The sequence below is a fragment of the Paenibacillus sp. J31R30 genome (assembly GCF_059692115.1).
On sequence record NZ_JCAUAV010000003.1, the window covers coordinates 1,044,717 to 1,062,822 of the forward strand.

Genomic DNA, 18,106 nt, shown 5'->3' on the forward strand with positions numbered 1-18,106 from the left:
CGTAAAAATGGGGGGGCTTGTCCTCTCCCATTTTTTGCGTAATGAAGAGAGGAAAACCATGTTAACTTACATCGCGCGCAGAGGGATCATGATGATTCCGGTCGTTCTGTTCATTTCTATGATTGTATTCTTCATTATTCAGCTTCCACCAGGGGATTTCATCAGCACGTACGCCTCCAAGATGTCGACAAGCGGTGAAATTATGGATGATCAAGCGCTTCAGTTGATGCGAGAAGCCTATGGTTTGGATCAATCCTGGTATATGCAGTATTTCAAATGGATGTGGGGCATGGTGACCAGAGGGGATTTTGGTTATTCACTTAGCTTTAATCGCCCGGTATCTGCCATTATCGGACAATACATGCCGCTAACGCTGGTCGTTTCCTTGATTTCAATGCTGTTTACGTATACATTGTCTATCCCAATCGGGATTTACAGTGCTGTGAAGCAATATTCCGTTGGTGATTACCTATTTACGGCAATCGGCTTTCTAGGAATGGCAACCCCTAATTTCCTTATGGCTATTATTCTAATGTACTTATCCTATGTTAGCGTAGGTGATCCGATGCTTGGCTTATTCTCGCCAAAATTCGTAGAAACAGCGTGGTCAATGGCAAAATTCATAGACTTCTTAAAGCATATGATCATTCCTGTCATCGTAATTGGAACTGGAAGCACCTGTGATTTGATACGCGTCATGAGAGCGCAGATGCTTGATGAAATGGATAAGCCTTATATGTTAACGGCAAGAGCAAAGGGGCTCTCAGAGAAGAAAATCATTATGAAATATCCGGTTCGAGCTGCGATCAATCCAATTATCAGCACACTAGGATGGTCACTTACCGCGATTTTCACAGGCTCAACGATTACGGCCATTGTATTAAATCTACCAACTCAGGGACCGGTTATGTACAAAGCACTTCTCACACAGGACATGTATCTTGCAGGTACATGGTTACTTTTCATGGCCGTTTGTATTGTGCTTGGTACGTTGATTTCGGATATATTGCTCGTCTGGCTCGATCCTCGAATCCGCATGCAAAGAAAAGGAATGTGACGAATGAAAACGAGATTAAGCGGTACAGCCCTATGGACTAACCTATTGGGGTCAAAGCGTTATGCAAAAGCAAATAAGGAAGAAAATTATTATGCATCCTCCCATTGGCGACTGATGATTCGCAAGCTAATGAAGCACAAACTGGCAAGAGTCAGCCTTTTTTTATTGGCTTTTATGTACTTGCTAGCGCTATTCGGCAACTTTATTGCCCCGCAAGGCCTGGACAGCTATGACAGCGTAAATTTAAACAGTCGACCGTCTAAATTGCATTGGATAGATGCCGAAAATAAATTCCACTTTGTTCCTTTCGTCTATGGGCTCAAATCGGAACGCAATCCGGAAACACTAAGAAAAATATTCGTTGAAGATACTACTCAAAAGTATGCGATTCAATTTTTTGTAACGGGAAATGAGTATCGATTCTTAGGTATTATTCCAAGTAAGCTGCACTTATTTGGCGTAGAAGCCCCGGGCCGTTTTTTTGTTTTCGGTACGGATGGTATGGGTAGGGATTTGTTCTCAAGAATCGTTCTTGGTAGTCAGGTTTCTCTTACCATTCCGCTTGTTGGTGTCAGTATCAGCTTTATCCTTGGTTTGTTGATTGGTGGGATATCCGGCTATTTCGGTGGTATCATCGATACGATCATTCAAAGGCTTATTGAGATTATTCGCTCTTTTCCTACTCTTCCACTATGGATGGCACTCTCTGCGGCGATACCCCCAAAAGTTCCTATTGTACAAATGTTTCTGTACATTACGATTATTATGGCTTTCATTGAGTGGACGGAACTGGCTAGAGTTGTACGGAGTAAATTTATGTCGCTAAGGAATGAAGATTATGTGATGTCCGCACGAATATCCGGAGTCAGCAGCGCGCGAATTATTGGCGCACATCTCGTACCTGGATTTATGAGCTATCTCGTCGTAACGATGACGCTCGCCATTCCGTCTATGATTATCGGTGAAACCGCTATGAGCTTTCTGGGGTTAGGCATTCGCTCGCCTGCGGCAAGCTGGGGAGTTCTTCTGCAGGAAGCTCAGCAAATGGAAAATGTCGCCTTGTACCCCTGGAAATTGATCCCGTTGGTTTTTGTCATCACAACCGTGCTCTCATTCAATTTTCTAGGCGATGGTCTGCGGGATGCAGCTGATCCTTACAAATAAATCATACATTCTAATCGAGTGAGGTAAATTCTTATGGCTGAATCGGCAACAGTAAAGCAATCCCAAACGTTGCTCCAAGTGGATGAGTTAAATATTCATTTTCCAACAGATCGTGGTTTGCTAAAAGCAGTGAATGGGGTTAGCTTCCATGTGAAGAAAGGCAAAACTTTGGGAATCGTTGGAGAGTCGGGCTGCGGTAAAAGTATAACAGGCAAGGCTATTCTCGGAATTGAGCCGAAAACTTCAAAAATTTCGGGAACCATTCAGCTTGGGGATGTCGATGTCGCAAAGCTGAAAAGAAATGGAGCTGAAATCCGTGCCATTCGCGGAAGTAAAATCGCAATGATTTTTCAAGAGCCGATGGCCGCCTTTTCTCCTTTGTATACGATTGGCAATCAAATTATTGAAACGATATTGCTTCATCGCACGAAAAATAAAAAGGAAGCCATGCAAATGGCGATTGACATCCTGCAGCGTGTGGGAATTTCGAATCCGGATAAGCGTTTCCACCAATATCCACATGAATTTTCCGGTGGCATGATGCAAAGAGCAATGATTGCCATGGCGCTATCCTGTGAACCTGAGTTACTCATTGCGGATGAACCAACGACCGCACTTGATGTCACCATTCAAGCCCAAGTACTGGAATTAATGAAGCAGCTGCAAAGAGATTTTGGCATGGCTATTGTGTTTATCACGCATGATTTGGGAATTGTAGCGGAGATGTGCGATGAAGTCGCTGTCATGTATCTAGGGAAAATTGTCGAGCAAGCGCCAGTACAAGATATTTACCATCATCCCAAACATCCGTACACGAGAGGTTTATTGCGTTCCATTCCGACGATCCACAGCAATAAGGCTCGCTTGGAATCCATTGAAGGAACGGTGCCCGTTCCAATCAACATGCCTCCGATGTGCGGATTCTACGATCGCTGTAAGGACCGCATTCCGGGTCTTTGCGACAAGTATGAAGTTCCGCAGACGATGCTGTCTGACGATCATAGGGTCTCTTGTTTTCTGTATAGCGATAAATCAAATGGAAACGGAGTGCGCCCATGACTGACCAACTCATTATGCAAGTGCAGAATCTAGTCAAGGAATATCCTGCACACGAACGTGTCGGAAGAAGCCGCCATGCACCTTCTGTTAAAGCGGTTTCGGATATTTCGTTTACCATTCGCAAAGGGGAGACGTTTAGCCTCGTAGGCGAGTCTGGCTGTGGCAAGACAACGCTAGGCAGGTGCTTAGTTCGGGGAATTGAAGCGACTTCTGGTCAAGTGTACTATTACACAGCGGATGGCCGTCAAGTGGATTTTTTGCAGGTGAAAAAACAAGCATACAAAGAAATACGACAAGACATTCAAATGATTTTTCAAGATCCGTATTCTTCCTTGAATCCACGAATGACCGTTTACGATATCATCAGCGAGCCGCTAAGGGCTTCTTCAAAACTAACTAAATTGCAAATCGAAGAGATTGTGGTTCAGATGGCCGAACGCACGGGGTTGAATGCGAGTTACTTGAGACGTTATCCGCACGCCTTCTCGGGAGGACAGCGTCAACGAATTGGAATCGCCCGAGCACTCATCACGAATCCGAAAGTCATTGTTTGCGATGAAGCTGTCTCAGCACTAGATGTTTCGGTGCAGGCGCAAATCATTAATTTACTTAAGGATTTGCAGGAGCAGTATCAAATTACCTATCTCTTTATTTCGCATGATCTATCCGTCGTCAAGCATATTTCTGACCGAATTGCTGTCATGTACTTAGGGAGAATCGTGGAGCTGGGAACGACGGAAGAATTATTTCAACAGCCGAAACATCCCTACACGCAGGCGCTGCTGTCATCGGTGCCTAATCCCGACCCGGCAATTAAAAGGGAGAGAGTTATTCTGCAAGGGGAGGTCCCTAATCCGGCTAATCCGCCAAAGGGTTGTCATTTTCATCCAAGATGTGCTTACAAAACGTCGTTATGCGAGACAACCGCGCCTGAATTACAAGAGGCATCTGAGGGACATCTGGTAGCCTGTCATTTCACGAATGAGTTGATGCTTAAAGGAATATACAATCAACCGTTGAAGGAGATTCTTCTATGAAAATATTCGATCAAATACCAGATTGGGAGACTGTGCTTCGTGTTGCGCCGTTGCTGTATATGGATCGTCAGGAACCTTTTAAACCTGATCGTGTCGGGGTTACCGTTTTCAAGTCTTCAGGGCCCTCACAATCGTTTAACAGAAATATTCAAGTTGATCATGATCGGGTGCAAATGGTGATTGAATACGCTATTTATTATGATTACGATATCCAGCATATTTATGATTTGGAACATGTTTGGGTGTATGTCGATCTTGAAGGAGCCATTATTTCTTGCGAAGTGAGTTTTCATGGGCGATATCTTCTTGGTATTATGCGCGATGGCAGTAATATAACGGAGGATGGCCGTGTCGAAGTGTTTGTTCAGCCAGGCAAACATGCGATGTCCCCGCTCGCAGAGGTGTTCCGTTTGCTTCCTAACGTGGAATCCTGCTGTCTGACGGAGATAGGAGATGGGGGCGTGCTGGAGCCAGAAATGTTTAAAGGACAATTCAAATCAGGAGAAGACATTGACCAACGCGCTGAAGCGCATTTGAAAACCTTTCGTTTTCAACCAACTTTTGAATATGAGCTGCACATGTGGGCGCCTGAAGATATCTTTGTCTCCTGGGATGAGCTGCGGAACGAGATTCCGGTTCGCTTGAAAGCCCTCCTTTCGACTTTGGAATAATGCAATTAAAAGAGAGGATGAATTGAACATGACTGATAAGAAATTGATCATATTTCTGGATAGCGGAGACACAATTATCGATGAATTAACAGAAGTTAGAGATGGGGAGGGGATTGTGATTAGCGCCAACGTAATACCTGGCGCAGATGTAATGGTAAGAACCCTCTTTGAAAGGGGATATACCCTCGCTTTGGTTGCTGATGGTGATGCTCAGTCGTTCAAGAACGTCTTTAAGCAGAACCATTTATATGATTATTTTACTACGATGATTTATTCAGAGACTATTAAAGCGAGTAAACCAAGTCCTCGTATGTTCAAGGCTGCGATAGGCGCGCTAGATCTTAGCGAGGCAGATTGCTCGCGTATTATTATGGTAGGCAATAATCTGAGTCGTGACGTTAAGGGAGCTAACGCACTTGGTATAACTAGTGTATTTCAAAGCTGGACGACACGTTATCCGCATTCACCCGGGGATGAATCGGAGCGTCCAGCTTACACCATTCGTGAGCCTCTGGAGCTGCTTGATTTGGTCGAACAGCTGAATCTTGAGCTTCTGTTAAAGTCAGCTACATTGCGCTGACGGAAAAATATAGCTCAACATACGAAACCCTTGAGGCTGCCATGCGAAGGATAGGCAGGATTTTGTTTTAAACCGCTGCACCTTTGTTGCTCAAATGGATGATTGGAGGAGAGAACAGTGAATCAATTAGAGAAGATTTATATCGTTTTTAAAACTCATGTGGACTTGGGTTTTACCGACTTAGCCAGTAATGTCCTCACCCAGTATAGAGAACATATTATGAACGACGTTCTTGCTGTATGTGAAGACACGAAAAAGAATGGACCGGACCATCACTATGTGTGGACACTTCCTGCATGGCTGCTCAAGACATGTTTGGATACATCTAATGAGGAAATGAAGAACAGACTAGAAGTACTCATTCGTAATGGCCAATTACGTTGGCATGGGCTTCCCTTTACAACGCATACTGAATTTTGCGGCACCGAAGAATACATTAGAGGCCTATATATATCGGAAGAGCTGCGTAATCATTATGGACATACTGCGATATCTGCCAAAATGACGGATGTACCTGGTCACACGTGGATGCTGCCAACATTATTGAGCAATGCTGGCATTTCATTTTTGCATCTGGGCGTGAATTCTTGTTCTTCGCCTGTTGATTTGCCACGGTTGTTTCATTGGGAAGGGCCTGATGGCAGCCGAGTATTAACCTATTATTCCAAGGGCGCCTATGGAACCGACCTGACCCCGCCAGCAGACTGGCACTATCCAATTTGGATAGCGCTGCTGCAAACTCACGATAACATCGGTCCGCAGAAAGGCAGTGTCGTGCGAGACCTCTTAGGTGAGATAGCACAAAAGTATCCAAACACCGAGGTGAAAATCGGGACGATGGATGATTTTGCACTTGATTTTATCGCTAGGGACTTTCAGGATCTCCCCGTGATCCGCAAAGATTTAGCAGACACATGGATTCATGGCATAGGCACCTATCCGGAAGAGGTGTCTCGTGTTCGGAGATTGCGTTCTGACATTGCAACAATGGAAAGCCTGTCAACCCTTGAACAGCTGCAAGGAAACAAAGGAAATGATCATAGAAATTCGATCGCAGAGGCGTATGAGTACTCACTGCTATTTGGCGAACATACCTGGGGAATTGATATTAAATCCAATTTGTTACCTGGAAGAAACAGCGAGCGCGCTTACGAGAAGGATAAGATGAATAAAGACCGAGCCATATTTCCGGACTCTTACATAAAGACAGAAACATCCTGGGCAGAGCAGAAGAACTACGTAGATAAAGCTGAAAAAGCTTTAAGTGAGGTTCGGCCTTTTACTACTGTGGATTCCAGGGTCATAGGTGTGTATAATCCGCTTGCATGGGGACGACAGGATTCGAAAATCACTCTAGATCAGGCAAAGCGCGGTACAATCACGGATAGAGAGACAAAGGAAATATATGCCGTTAATGAAGCTGGTGAGGCGAATATTGGCGAGCTCAGGCCAATGAGTTATCGTACTTTTGAGTTTGCAGAGAGTACGGAAATAGTTTATACAAGTGCAATTGCAAGTCAAGTCGCTGAAAAGGCAATTTTGGAAAACAATGCGATACGTATTGAGGTCAGCACGAAGACAGGCAGTATTTCCAGTTTCTACGACAAGGAAAATCGAAAGGAATGGTCGGTAGACGGGAGTTTCGGCCATTACGAATATGAAGTTTACGGTAAGGAAGAAATTCTGGATTTTGTAAAAGCGTACAGTTATGATCTAACAGATTGGTACGTTAACGATTTCGGTAAACCTGGTTATCCCCGAATCGATCATAAGTGTTATGAGCTCCACGTGGCTGACGTTAAGATCTCTAATGGTGAAGGCTGGGGGAGTATTAAAATAAGCTTCACGACACCAATTGAAAGCTACGCGAAGTTTGGAAACGGTGAAAGGATAAGCATTGCGATTCGCCTGGAAGAAAGACAATCTTTTGCCGATATTCAAGTGACTGTTCATCATAAAGCATCTACCGCATTTGCCGAAAGCGGGCATTTTACTTTTGCACTGAACGCGGATCATCCGAAGTATCGTTTTCAAAAATTAGGCAGTGTTGTGAATCCGCTTGAAGATATTGAGAAGGGGGCGAATACGCGCCTTCATTGTACGAGCCAGTGGACCGATGTACAGGACGATCAAGCAGGACTAGCCATTATCCCATTGGATACACCGCTGTTTTCGATTGGAGAGAAGGGTATTTACCAGTATTCGAAAGCGTACGTGCCTCAGCAGGCGGTTTTGCACTTTAACTTATTTAATAATCAATGGGGGACGAACTTTCCGCAATGGATCGGCGGTGACTTCCAATATACGTTCCGGCTGATACCACATGTTGGGAATTGGAAGGAAGGACGTGTTCAGCAGAAGGCTGCAGAAGCGTGCATACCACTTAAGGTGACATCCAATTGGGAACCTTTAGGACTCAAACAGTATAGTTTCCTGAGAGAGGAAGTAGAGGATATCCATATTTTAGCCTTCAAAAAGGCGGAGAAAAGCGATGAATACATTTTACGATTCCAAAGTCTGCTTGACTCACGGACATCGGTGAAGCTTTCATTCCATGCATACATTGAAGACGTGAAGGAATGTGACCTTGTTGAAAGAATCAAGGATACGGTAGTGGAATTCAATAGAGATCACCTAACAGTGATTATGAATCCTTTTGAAATTAAAACAATGAAGCTTCGTTTCGGTTGACCCCTTATTTCTCAAAAAGCAAACATCTTGCTGCTATATATGAACAACGAATGAGGCTGCCGGCATTACTCGGCAGCCTCCTTGAAGAAATGGGCAGATTAGCGTGGTAACACCAACGTCAAGAAATTAACCCCCTCTTCCATATTTCTCCGCAAATTGATACACCGAATCGGCAAATGTTTTTTTCTGTACTATGAGATAAGTAACAAGGGCCTCTCTGTCTTGATTAGGCACACCCCAATCCCCAGGAATTTCACGAACCACTTCTTCAAAAATGGCGTCAGGTAAAGCAAGAATCTTTTCAATATAAGAAGAGAGTATCGATGAATCTTCAAGCATGCCTACAGTCCAAATATGAACGATAGAATCCTTTTTAAACTTATCGTGCTTTTGCAGTGTTGCTTTGTTCCATTTGTATCCTCCCGGAAAACATTTTCCGTGATCGATCATATGAATATCATATTTGCCTTCAGGCAGCTGTTCCAGAAGAATGTTGCTTTTTGTACGATCAGAGTTATGCACCCAATAGTCGAATACGAAAATTCCGGCCAAAACCTGGTGGTTTTTGATATCCGTTTTAGTCGGATGAGGAGGTTCTTTCGATAAGCCTCTGCATTTGTCTATAAATAGGCTCGCAAATTGTGTGCCCGGATTATATTTGGAAGAAAACTTTTTGGGTATATATTGAATCTGCTGTTCTGTCATATTCACCAATTCAAATGGCACTACAGGCAAAGAAAGGTGTTGCCCTAATCTGGCTATTACGAATTCATTTACCAGTTCCCTTGTTCCGTGGAAATTGTTTTTACATTTTACCGCATAACGGTTTCCATCATTAAATGACAACAAATGTGCGGCTTTTCCAGACAACGTCTCCAAATATTTTATCGGTTCTAAAGATGTCATTGCTCCGCAGCCCCTTTTTGAGAGCATTTAACATTACAATACTCAAAAATAATTGAAGAGTATGGACAAAAGGGAAATTATTTTCAAACGTGAAAGAAACCCGCCTGTTGTTTAGTTACAACAATCCCGGCGGGCTTTTTTATTTTGATCGAGTGAAGAATCGGAATCGCGCCGCGATTGTTTAGAATCATCCTTTCATATCATTTGTTTCCATCACTATAAAAGGTAAGGCTTTTTTTATATATTGTTCTGCTGAAAGAGAACTATTATTCTCCCAATCCACAGATGCTCCGTAAATTCCCCAACTCAACACAGTAGTACCAATTTTTAAGGCTTCCGAATCCAAGTTAGGTTGTTGTTTTAAAAATAGGGTATAAAATAACTCTCCGAGTTCTTTTTTTATTTTTTGTTCAATTATTGAATAAAAGGATTCCATACTTCTTCTACATTGTGAGCTATATTCTGTACGTTTTTTTGTATGAAACTTAGTTAATGTAAAAAAAATTTTTACAATAGTCTCTTCATTTAACCTATCGTAATGATTCAAGTGTTTCACAATGCTCTCTAATATATCTTCTGTAATGGAGGCATCCATTAAGTCGTATTTATCTTGAAAATGAGAGTAAAAAGTGGCACGGTTTACGGTTGCTTCCTCCGTAATGTCGTTTATTGTAATGTTTTTGAACTCCTTTTTTTGAGCTATTTTCATAAAGGCATCCATTAACAATTTTCTTGTCCGTATAGTACGTGGATCTACTTTTAACTCTTCCATATTTATCCTCTCTTTTCTATGAATAGACAACAATTTACTTCGGTTGTTGTTTAGGCGATAAAACACCACAACTGATGATTGAGCATACATGAATTCTACTTTAGAATCAATCGAGTATACAACATTCATTGTTTAAACAAAAAGATGTTGCTTTACTAATAAAACTAAGAAGGAAGTGTTTGAATATGACACAACGAATGATAAATAGAGAAGAAATACTTGATGCGTTTAATTTTAGACGTGCTATAAAAAGCTTTGATCCAACAAAAAAAATCTCAGAGGAAGACTTTAATGTAATCTTAGAAGCAGCCCGACTTTCACCAAGCTCATGTGGTATTGAACCTTGGAAATTCCTCGTTGTCCAAAATCAGGAATTCAGAGAAAAGCTAATAGAGATTTCTCCAGGTGCACAAGGTCATCTGCCAACTGCGAGCCATTTCGTTATCATTCTTTCAAGAACAAGCAAGGATACAAGGTACGATTCAGAATATGTAAAAAATCACTGGCTTAATGTTTGGGGTGTTCCAGATGAAAAATCTGATCAAATCATAGAGGGTATAAGAAATTTTCAAGTAAACCAACAAAATCTGTTTGAAACTGAGCAAAAAGCGTTGGATTGGGGTAAAAGACAAACCTTTCTTCCCTTTGCCAATATGATGACTGTAGGAGCGTTACTAGGAATTGACTCTTGTCCAATCGAAGGATTCTATATCGATAAGGTAGAAAAGCTCCTTGCTGAAGAAAACTTACTAGAGGATGGTCACTTAGCTGTTTCGGCTATGGTCGCATTTGGATACCGAGCAAATGAGCCTGTATTCCCTAGAGGAAGAAAAGACATGAAGGATATTGTGCAGTGGATTAATTAATGACTTCAGACAGGACAGGTTGGAAAGAGTAAAGACAACAGAATCATCAACAGTGTACAGGGATATTATGGTGCTGTAAGTAATCATCCGCTATTTCGCATTGTATTTTAATATAGAAGGGCGACCATCGACAAAGAGGTTGCCCAAAAACTAAAGGGGACAATAAAAGTAAAGAATCGGGAGAAACTTTTATAAATCAATATTGAAATGAAAGTATCTATATTAACTACGAAAGAAGGTTTTTTTATGAAATTAAGCGTTTTGGATCAAACTCCAGTTTCAAATGGGCAGACTCCTCATGAAACTATACAAAATACTATTGAATTAGCTCAATTGGTAGATGATTTAGGATATCAAAGAATATGGTATTCCGAACATCATGGCTCTCCAAACTTCGCCAGTGCGTCACCTGAAATATTGATTGCCCATATTGCATCAGTGACAAACCAGATTCGTGTTGGTTCTGGTGGAATCATGCTGATGCATTACTCACCATTAAAAATGGCAGAAATTTTTAAAACATTATCGACATTATACCCTAATAGAATTGATTTCGGTGTAGGACGTGCATCGGGTGGTGACCAATTTTCTACTCTTGCATTACATGAAGGAAAACAACCGAACCTGTTCAACCTGTACGATAAATTAGCAGAAACGATGATGTTTATGTCAGAAACGATGCCTGTTGACCATCTATATAATCGTACACTGGCAGCTCCAATGGGTGCTCCATTACCTGAAGCCTGGCTATTAGGATCTAGTGGCAGCAGCGCTGCACAAGCAGGTCGATTCGGTATTGGATATTCGTTTGCTCAATTCATTAGTGGACAATTATCTACCGAAACGTTGGAGTCTTATCGTACAAATTTCATTCCTTCGGAGTTTTTGCAAAACCCTCAAATTAATGTTGGTTATTTCGTGATGGTGGCAGAAACAGATGAAGAGGCTGAATATCATGCAGCTAGTTTAGATTTAAACTTATTATTTGTAGATAAAGGGATGCCTTTTCAAGTATTATCTCCTGAGGAAGCACTAAATTATTCTTATACCGAAATGGATAAAATGCATATACAGAATAACCGTAAACGATTCTTAGTAGGGAGTGCAAAAGATGTTGCAAATACATTACGTGTACATGATGAAAATTTTGGTATTAATGAAGCTTTGATTGGGACAATCAGTCATAGTCATGAAGCAAGACTACAGTCTTATCGATTACTTGCACAAGAGCTTTTATAAAAAGAAAGGTGGAGAAAGAAATGATTGAAATATTAAATCGAATTAACATATTAGCTAAAAAACAAAAAGAAGATGGTTTAACACAAACAGAATTAAAGGAGCGTCAAGAATTACGTCAAGAATATCTTCAAATTATTCGTGGACAAGTAATCAGCACAGTTTCAGGGTTAACAATATTAGACCCTTTAGGTAATGATGTTACACCTGAAAAATTGAAAAAAGAACAGCAACAACAATCATTTAAAAAGAAAGATGACGCATGAAAATGACGGCTGGCGTGGAACAAGCCACCCGTTATGGAGTATATTACAGTTTCTTTTCATTTGTCGGTAGATGTTTCTGACGTTCGACAACAAGAAGCCGGTATCTTTGGGGATACCGGCTTTTTATTTTTATTACTGGCAGATGCCTAAAACGGCGCAATAGAATAGTATGCACAACTTAATACATACTACCAGCACTATATTGACAGCCAGAATCGCTTCCAAATGCTCGATGAAGCCGGTAAATCTCATTTAGCTGAATATCGAAAAGATTGGTAAACCAATGCTGGCCGCGATACACGCCTATACGCACTGACGAGAAATATCATGATTGCGCTATGTGCAGAATAATTTAGTTTCATCACGAATACCCTGAAGGGAGCGCTGGAACAAAAATCTTAGAAATAACGAGATATGATTAGATGAAGGAGGGATCTGAATTGAAAATCCTATATGTGAACCCTCATCCTGACGATGAATCTTTTGGAGCTGCATTAGCCATTAACCAACAACTTGAACAAGGGCACGAAGTATTTCTGCTGACGCTCACGAAAGGAGGAGCTACCGTTCAACGACTTCCGCTTGGCTTAACAGTCGAGGAAATGGGGGAAGTTAGATATAAGCAATTACAGCAAGCGGCAGAAACACTCGGAGTAAGTGGACTTAAGGTGCTGGACTTCCCAGATAGCGGACTTGACCGATTGGATCCGCGAATCATTGAACAAGCCATTGCGGAGCATATTAATGAAATTCAACCCGCAATATTAGTTACACTGCCAGTGCACGGAATCAGTGGCCATCCCGATCATCTCACGATTCATGCCATCGTTAAAAGGGTCTTTGTTGATATGAGGGACAAAGGTTTTAATTTTTTACAAAGATTGGCTTTTATTACATTTTCGGAGGAAATCGATACAAAAGGAGGTCCTCGTATATTTTTCTCACATAAGGAGCAGATCGATTGCGTTTTACCTTTGCGTCCTCAGGATTTGGATGCAATGACTCGAGCTCTGAGCTGTTATACTACTTCACCAATTCCTGTTGCCCTTGTGGTTGAAACAGTAAAGAGTAGTAGTAGTATTCCGTTTGAATTGTTCGGAGAAGATTTCAAGCCAGTTCTTAATGATTTGACCCACGGATTAAATGCCAGCTCTTAAGTTTAGATCCGCAGCCCCTTTGCTGTGGGTCTCTTTTAGTTATAAAACTATAGGGCAGTAGAGTATGGTTGATGCTGCGGTCGGTTAGCCCCTAATAAGGTTTACCCTCTACGACTTCGTACCATTGAAATGTAATCTGCTAAAAGGAAAATGTTATTAACAAATAATTTAAAAGGGTGGCATTTTAAATGAACGTACAAGAACAAATCGAAAAGTATATTAACAGCCAACCTGAACCAAAACGTAGTGATATGCAAGAGTTGCACCGCATCATTCTGCAAGTAATGCCAGCATGTAAATTATGGTTCTTGGATGGTAAAAACAATGAAAATATAACTGTTTCTAATCCTAATATAGGATATGGATTTCACACCATAAAATATGCTGATGGAAAGATCAGAGAGTTTTATCAAATTGGTATCAGTGCAAACAAAACCGGAATCTCTGTCTATATACTTGGTATAAAGGATAAGAACTACTTAACCCAGACATATGGAAAAAAAATCGGTAAGGCGAGTGTGAGTGGATATTGCATTAAGTTCAAAACGCTAAAAGATATAAACGTTGATATACTTGAAGCCGCAATACGATTTGGGGTTGAGGTGACAGAATAACGAACTTCTAATAACCTTTGTTGCGATCTTCAAACAGTTGTGAATTGAACGAGAAGAAATTTTATAAAGAAGGTCTTTGTTCGGTAATCAAACAGCTGTACTTCTAATTGGCATTGTTGCATTAGCCAACAGTGGTGCTTCTAATCCCTTCAGAGCAAGCTGTCAATTTAGTGGGGTTTCAAGGTGAGAATATGGAGGATGAGCATCGAGTTTTTGACCAACTAAAGCAAAGGATCAGCAAGATTACGAGAATAAATCAGTATCTAGTGATTTTGCCTGATATCACCTCTAACGGCTATTGAATTAACTGAACTAGTTGTGCTTCCGGAAAATGGTAAATGAGCAATTAGGTACAGAATAAATAATCCTTTTTTGTTAAATGTTCATTTCGCTCAAAGGGAGAACGATAATTCAATCGCGACTGACGGCAGCTGATACACAATCGGATGCCATGCAAACGACAGGGGGCACCGTTAGTGGCATTTGGCCATAAAAGAAAAGCCAGCGAACTCTATTTACTGGCTTCTTGCACTTCAAAACTCTAAATGTTCGTTCTCCCCAAATACTAGTTCCAAAACAGACGATTCCATAATAGAATTAAATGATAGCGCATACAGACGGATGGTGATCTCTGAAATGAAACTATTGGATTTTTACCGATCAAGGAAATATTTTATGCGATTGCTGATTTCACTTACGTTATTGGCATCTATTATGTTGATCATATTCGGTTTTTTGTTCTATTCTTTTGCCAAGAGTAATGCGATGAAGCTGCAGCAGGAATCGACGAGCAAAGTTCTCAAGCAAGTTAACTATAACATCGACAATTTGTATGCGACTGTTACGAATCTCACGATCTCTTCTTTCTACAACCAAGATATTTCCGTACTTATGCAAAGTCGCGACATGGATATATTCGATCTGTATAATCGCCTCCAGAAGTTTGATTATCTCGTGAATACGAACTTATTTTTGGATTCTGTTATTATTTACAATTCGCATAACGGTTGTTACTATATCTCGCCTCAATCCAGCCCAGTTCAATGCGAGAAGGATACTATATCGAATCCTTTGGAACAGTACAGGAGTCAGCACAACGATTTCGCCAATCTGAAGTTAATTCCCATCCATGTATCGGACGGCAAGAAAGATCGACAATTGTTAACCGACTTCTATCAAGAGCAAGGAAGCGTACTGATGGTGAACGTAAAGCCCCAGTGGCTTTTTGATAATATCCAATCCATTAATGGATTGGCAGATAGCATGTTGGGCGAAATCATGATATTTGATGTGAATAACACACTTTTGACGAAGGATTCCAGTAATAGCTCCGTTCAACAGAATATGATTGCGAGCCTCCAGTCTAAAACGGAGACGGAAGGAACCTTCATTATCGGCGAAGGCAAGAACAAAAAAATAGTCATGTTCACTACATCGGCCGCAACCGGATGGAAATTAGTCGGAATTCAGTCCTATCAAGTCGTATTTGGAACCCTCGACCAAATCAGATCTTTTTCTTTGTTGCTGTTAAGCTGCTTTATTATATTATCCTTAATAGCTTCGACGGTTATTTCAATGAAATTGTACAAGCCGATTGGGAGTTTAATTCAAGCTGTGCGGGGAGTACCGGACAGTCAAGACGGCATCGGAAGCAGCAAAGATGAACTCTCGTTCCTCTCCCAGTTTAATCAGCGCATGTTGGAGAAGATGGTCAAACTCGAATCAGGGAAAAAAGCGACAGATAACATCGCCAAAGATTACTTTCTTCGCCGCTTGCTGCTAGAAAGACAGACGATGAATTTGCAGGAGTTTTCCGACCAGGTCCGCCTGCACGGTTTGAAGCTTGTGGAACAGGGTGGAGCGTATATCGTTTGTCTGCTTAGCTTCGGCGGCAACAAATCCCAGGAGGGACATTTGCTGAAATTCGCCGTCCAGAACATAGCAGAAGAGATGATAAGCGCTATCGCTTCCAACGAAAGCATTCTATTGGGCAATGAGTTCGTAACTTTGTTATTGTCTGTGCCCGAATCTAAGTTGAACAAGATAGAAATTGAACTACCGAGTATCCTCAGTAATTTGCAGGAGGTCGTGCGGAGTTATTATAAAATTGGGATATGCGCTTCAGTTAGCCCAGTTGTCCATGATCACGAACAAATATCGGAAGCTTACGGGCAAGCACTACTGCAATTCGAATACCGGATCATTTACGGAACTTCTGCTTTGATAACCCCGGAGCGGATAGCGATTAACGAGAGAAGCGAAGTTGCGCAGCTGGATTATCAGATGGAGAAAAAGTGGCTGGAAAGTGTTCGTTCCGCGAACTTGAAAACAATCGAGCTTCAGCTTATCCAAATTTTCAAACAGCTTTCAACCTTCCGGCACGATCATTTGATCCAATCGTTGCAGTATCTGACTTCGATTACCGTCAATCATTTGAAAGAAATGAATCTCGACAAAGCCCATTCCGTCAAAGCATCGCTTATTTCCTTTAATCGAAGGGTACTCGAACAAGAAACGCTGGATAACATCTTCGTTTTATACATGGAGCTGTTCCAACAAATAACGGAATCGCGTCAAACCAGCACCGAAGACAAAAATCGCATATTGGTGGACGCGCTCAAAGAAGCTATTGAAAAACACTATTCAGATCCAAATCTCAGCCTTCAATTTCTTGCGACGAAACTCAAGATGAGCACAGCGCATTTGAGCAAAGTTTTCAAACAAAGCGAATCCATCTCCTTGAACGATTACATTAACAAAGTTCGTATCATGCAGGCGGTAGCAGAACTCCAGAATACGGATATAACGATTACCCAAATCATGTATAACGTCGGTTTCGTGAGTGAAAGTTACTTTTATAAAATTTTCAAGCAATCTTTGGGCCTTACGCCAAGGGAATTACGCACCAAACATATCTTGAGCAACGAATAACCAGTGGAAACGAGCCTTCTGTATGAAGGTTCTTTTCTGTTCTGAGCAGAAAAACGAGAAATGAGCAGTTCATTTGTTTAGTGTTTTTCCGTTCTAGCAGTAGGACTCTTCACGGACTGGTGCCATACTAAGGGCAGGAAGGAGGTGATAAAGTTGAATTGGATTTTACGGGAAATGAAACACGTTCGAAAAAACAAGGAATTGCTCCTGCTAAGCTTGCCCGGTTTTATTTATAAATTCATCTTTTATTACCTGCCGCTGTTAGGGTTGTTGATCGCTTTCAAGAACTACAATTATAGTAAGGGCATATTGGGGAGCGACTGGGTCGGTTTTCAAAATTTCAAATTCTTCTTTACTTCCGATTTGGCTTGGAGGGTTACGCGAAACACTTTAATGTACAATTTAGCCTTCATTATATTGACAACTGTCATCGCATTGGCTCTCGCGATCATGATGAACGAATTGTCCAAACGATGGTTCAAGATTCACCAGACAATATTGTTTCTACCTTATTTTCTATCTTGGGTCGTCGTCGGTTACATCACGTTGGGATTTCTTAACTACCAGCACGGTTCGCTGAACACGCTGCTAACTTCTTTTGGTTTCCAACCGACGAACTGGTACCAGGAAGCAAAGTATTGGCCGGCGATCATCATTATTGTGCAATTATGGAAAGCAGTTGGATTTCAAACGCTGGTCTATTTTGCAGGTGTGATAGCCATCGATCCCAGTTATTACGAAGCGGCTAGAATCGACGGTGCTAGTAAATGGCAGATGGTTCGGAAGATTACGATTCCATCGTTGATTCCGTTGGTTGTTATCTTGCTTATCGTAGCGATCGGAGGCATATTCCGCGCAGATTTTGGGTTGTTCTACTATATCCCTAACGATTCAAGCTTCTTATATCCGGCTACGGACGTCATCGATACTTATGTTGTTCGGACGCTTCGTACGATCGGGGATCTGGGGATGTCAACCGCAGTAGGGCTGTACCAATCTGTCGTAGGACTTGTGCTTGTTTTAGTCACCAATTATATCATCCGTAAAATCAACGAAGAAAACGCGCTCTGGTAAGTTGGACTGAAAGGAAGTATCCGAA

At 41.6% G+C, this 18,106-nt stretch carries 16 protein-coding genes; 14 read left to right on the forward strand and 2 right to left on the reverse strand.

Translation table 11 applies throughout. The annotated features are described in order from the left end of the window. The first annotated feature begins 58 nt into the window (after window positions 1-58). The 7 genes from AC58QO_RS16545 (at window position 59) to AC58QO_RS16575 (ending at window position 8,259) form a co-directional block, all read left to right on the forward strand. Window positions 59-1,057 carry an ABC transporter permease gene (locus AC58QO_RS16545; protein WP_497267306.1) on the forward strand — a complete coding sequence of 333 codons (999 nt, stop codon included), beginning with the start codon at window positions 59-61 and terminating at the stop codon, window positions 1,055-1,057. A gap of 3 nt (window positions 1,058-1,060) precedes the next feature. Then, complete coding sequence (locus AC58QO_RS16550) at window positions 1,061-2,221, forward strand: ABC transporter permease (protein WP_497267308.1); 1,161 nt, start codon at window positions 1,061-1,063, stop codon at window positions 2,219-2,221. Window positions 2,222-2,254: 33 nt separating this feature from the next. Next, complete coding sequence (locus AC58QO_RS16555; protein WP_497267310.1) at window positions 2,255-3,280, forward strand: ABC transporter ATP-binding protein; 1,026 nt, start codon at window positions 2,255-2,257, stop codon at window positions 3,278-3,280. Next, complete coding sequence (locus AC58QO_RS16560; protein ID WP_497267312.1) at window positions 3,277-4,317, forward strand: ABC transporter ATP-binding protein; 1,041 nt, start codon at window positions 3,277-3,279, stop codon at window positions 4,315-4,317. The genes AC58QO_RS16555 and AC58QO_RS16560 overlap by 4 nt, the downstream gene beginning before the upstream one ends. Continuing rightward, window positions 4,314-4,988, forward strand: a complete 675-nt coding sequence (locus tag AC58QO_RS16565) for a hypothetical protein (protein ID WP_497267314.1) — start codon at window positions 4,314-4,316, stop codon at window positions 4,986-4,988. Before AC58QO_RS16560 ends, AC58QO_RS16565 begins: the two co-directional genes overlap by 4 nt. 28 nt (window positions 4,989-5,016) lie before the next feature. Beyond that, a complete protein-coding gene (locus AC58QO_RS16570) occupies window positions 5,017-5,568 on the forward strand; it encodes an HAD family hydrolase (RefSeq protein WP_497267316.1) in 552 nt (183 codons plus the stop codon). A 117-nt stretch (window positions 5,569-5,685) separates the two neighbouring features. Continuing rightward, complete coding sequence (locus tag AC58QO_RS16575) at window positions 5,686-8,259, forward strand: DUF5054 domain-containing protein (RefSeq protein ID WP_497267318.1); 2,574 nt, start codon at window positions 5,686-5,688, stop codon at window positions 8,257-8,259. Window positions 8,260-8,385: 126 nt separating this feature from the next. Here AC58QO_RS16575 and AC58QO_RS16580 read toward each other — a convergent pair whose 3' ends face one another. Then, complete coding sequence (locus tag AC58QO_RS16580; protein ID WP_497267320.1) at window positions 8,386-9,165, reverse strand: HipA family kinase; 780 nt, start codon at window positions 9,163-9,165, stop codon at window positions 8,386-8,388. A gap of 187 nt (window positions 9,166-9,352) precedes the next feature. Next, on the reverse strand, window positions 9,353-9,937 hold the full coding sequence (locus tag AC58QO_RS16585) for a TetR/AcrR family transcriptional regulator (RefSeq protein ID WP_497267322.1): 585 nt from the start codon (window positions 9,935-9,937) through the stop codon (window positions 9,353-9,355). A gap of 185 nt (window positions 9,938-10,122) precedes the next feature. On the opposite strand from AC58QO_RS16585, the gene AC58QO_RS16590 reads away from it, so the two are divergent. The 7 genes from AC58QO_RS16590 (at window position 10,123) to AC58QO_RS16620 (ending at window position 18,081) form a co-directional block, all read left to right on the forward strand. After that, a complete protein-coding gene (locus AC58QO_RS16590; protein WP_497267324.1) occupies window positions 10,123-10,803 on the forward strand; it encodes an NAD(P)H-dependent oxidoreductase in 681 nt (226 codons plus the stop codon). Between the two features lie 246 nt (window positions 10,804-11,049). Further along, window positions 11,050-12,042, forward strand: coding sequence for an LLM class flavin-dependent oxidoreductase (locus tag AC58QO_RS16595; RefSeq protein WP_497267326.1), 993 nt, complete (start codon window positions 11,050-11,052; stop codon window positions 12,040-12,042). A gap of 20 nt (window positions 12,043-12,062) precedes the next feature. Continuing rightward, window positions 12,063-12,305: a DUF896 domain-containing protein gene (locus AC58QO_RS16600; RefSeq protein WP_497267328.1), complete on the forward strand. Its 243-nt coding sequence runs from the start codon at window positions 12,063-12,065 to the stop codon at window positions 12,303-12,305. A gap of 440 nt (window positions 12,306-12,745) precedes the next feature. Next, entirely contained in the window at window positions 12,746-13,462 is a 717-nt protein-coding gene (locus AC58QO_RS16605) for a PIG-L deacetylase family protein (RefSeq protein WP_497267330.1), read from the forward strand. 188 nt (window positions 13,463-13,650) lie between these two features. Next, window positions 13,651-14,076, forward strand: a complete 426-nt coding sequence (locus tag AC58QO_RS16610) for a DUF1801 domain-containing protein (protein ID WP_497267332.1) — start codon at window positions 13,651-13,653, stop codon at window positions 14,074-14,076. A gap of 675 nt (window positions 14,077-14,751) precedes the next feature. Beyond that, window positions 14,752-17,007 carry a helix-turn-helix transcriptional regulator gene (locus AC58QO_RS16615; RefSeq protein WP_497267334.1) on the forward strand — a complete coding sequence of 752 codons (2,256 nt, stop codon included), beginning with the start codon at window positions 14,752-14,754 and terminating at the stop codon, window positions 17,005-17,007. 144 nt (window positions 17,008-17,151) lie between these two features. Further along, a complete protein-coding gene (locus tag AC58QO_RS16620) occupies window positions 17,152-18,081 on the forward strand; it encodes an ABC transporter permease (RefSeq protein ID WP_497267336.1) in 930 nt (309 codons plus the stop codon). Window positions 18,082-18,106: the final 25 nt, after the last annotated feature.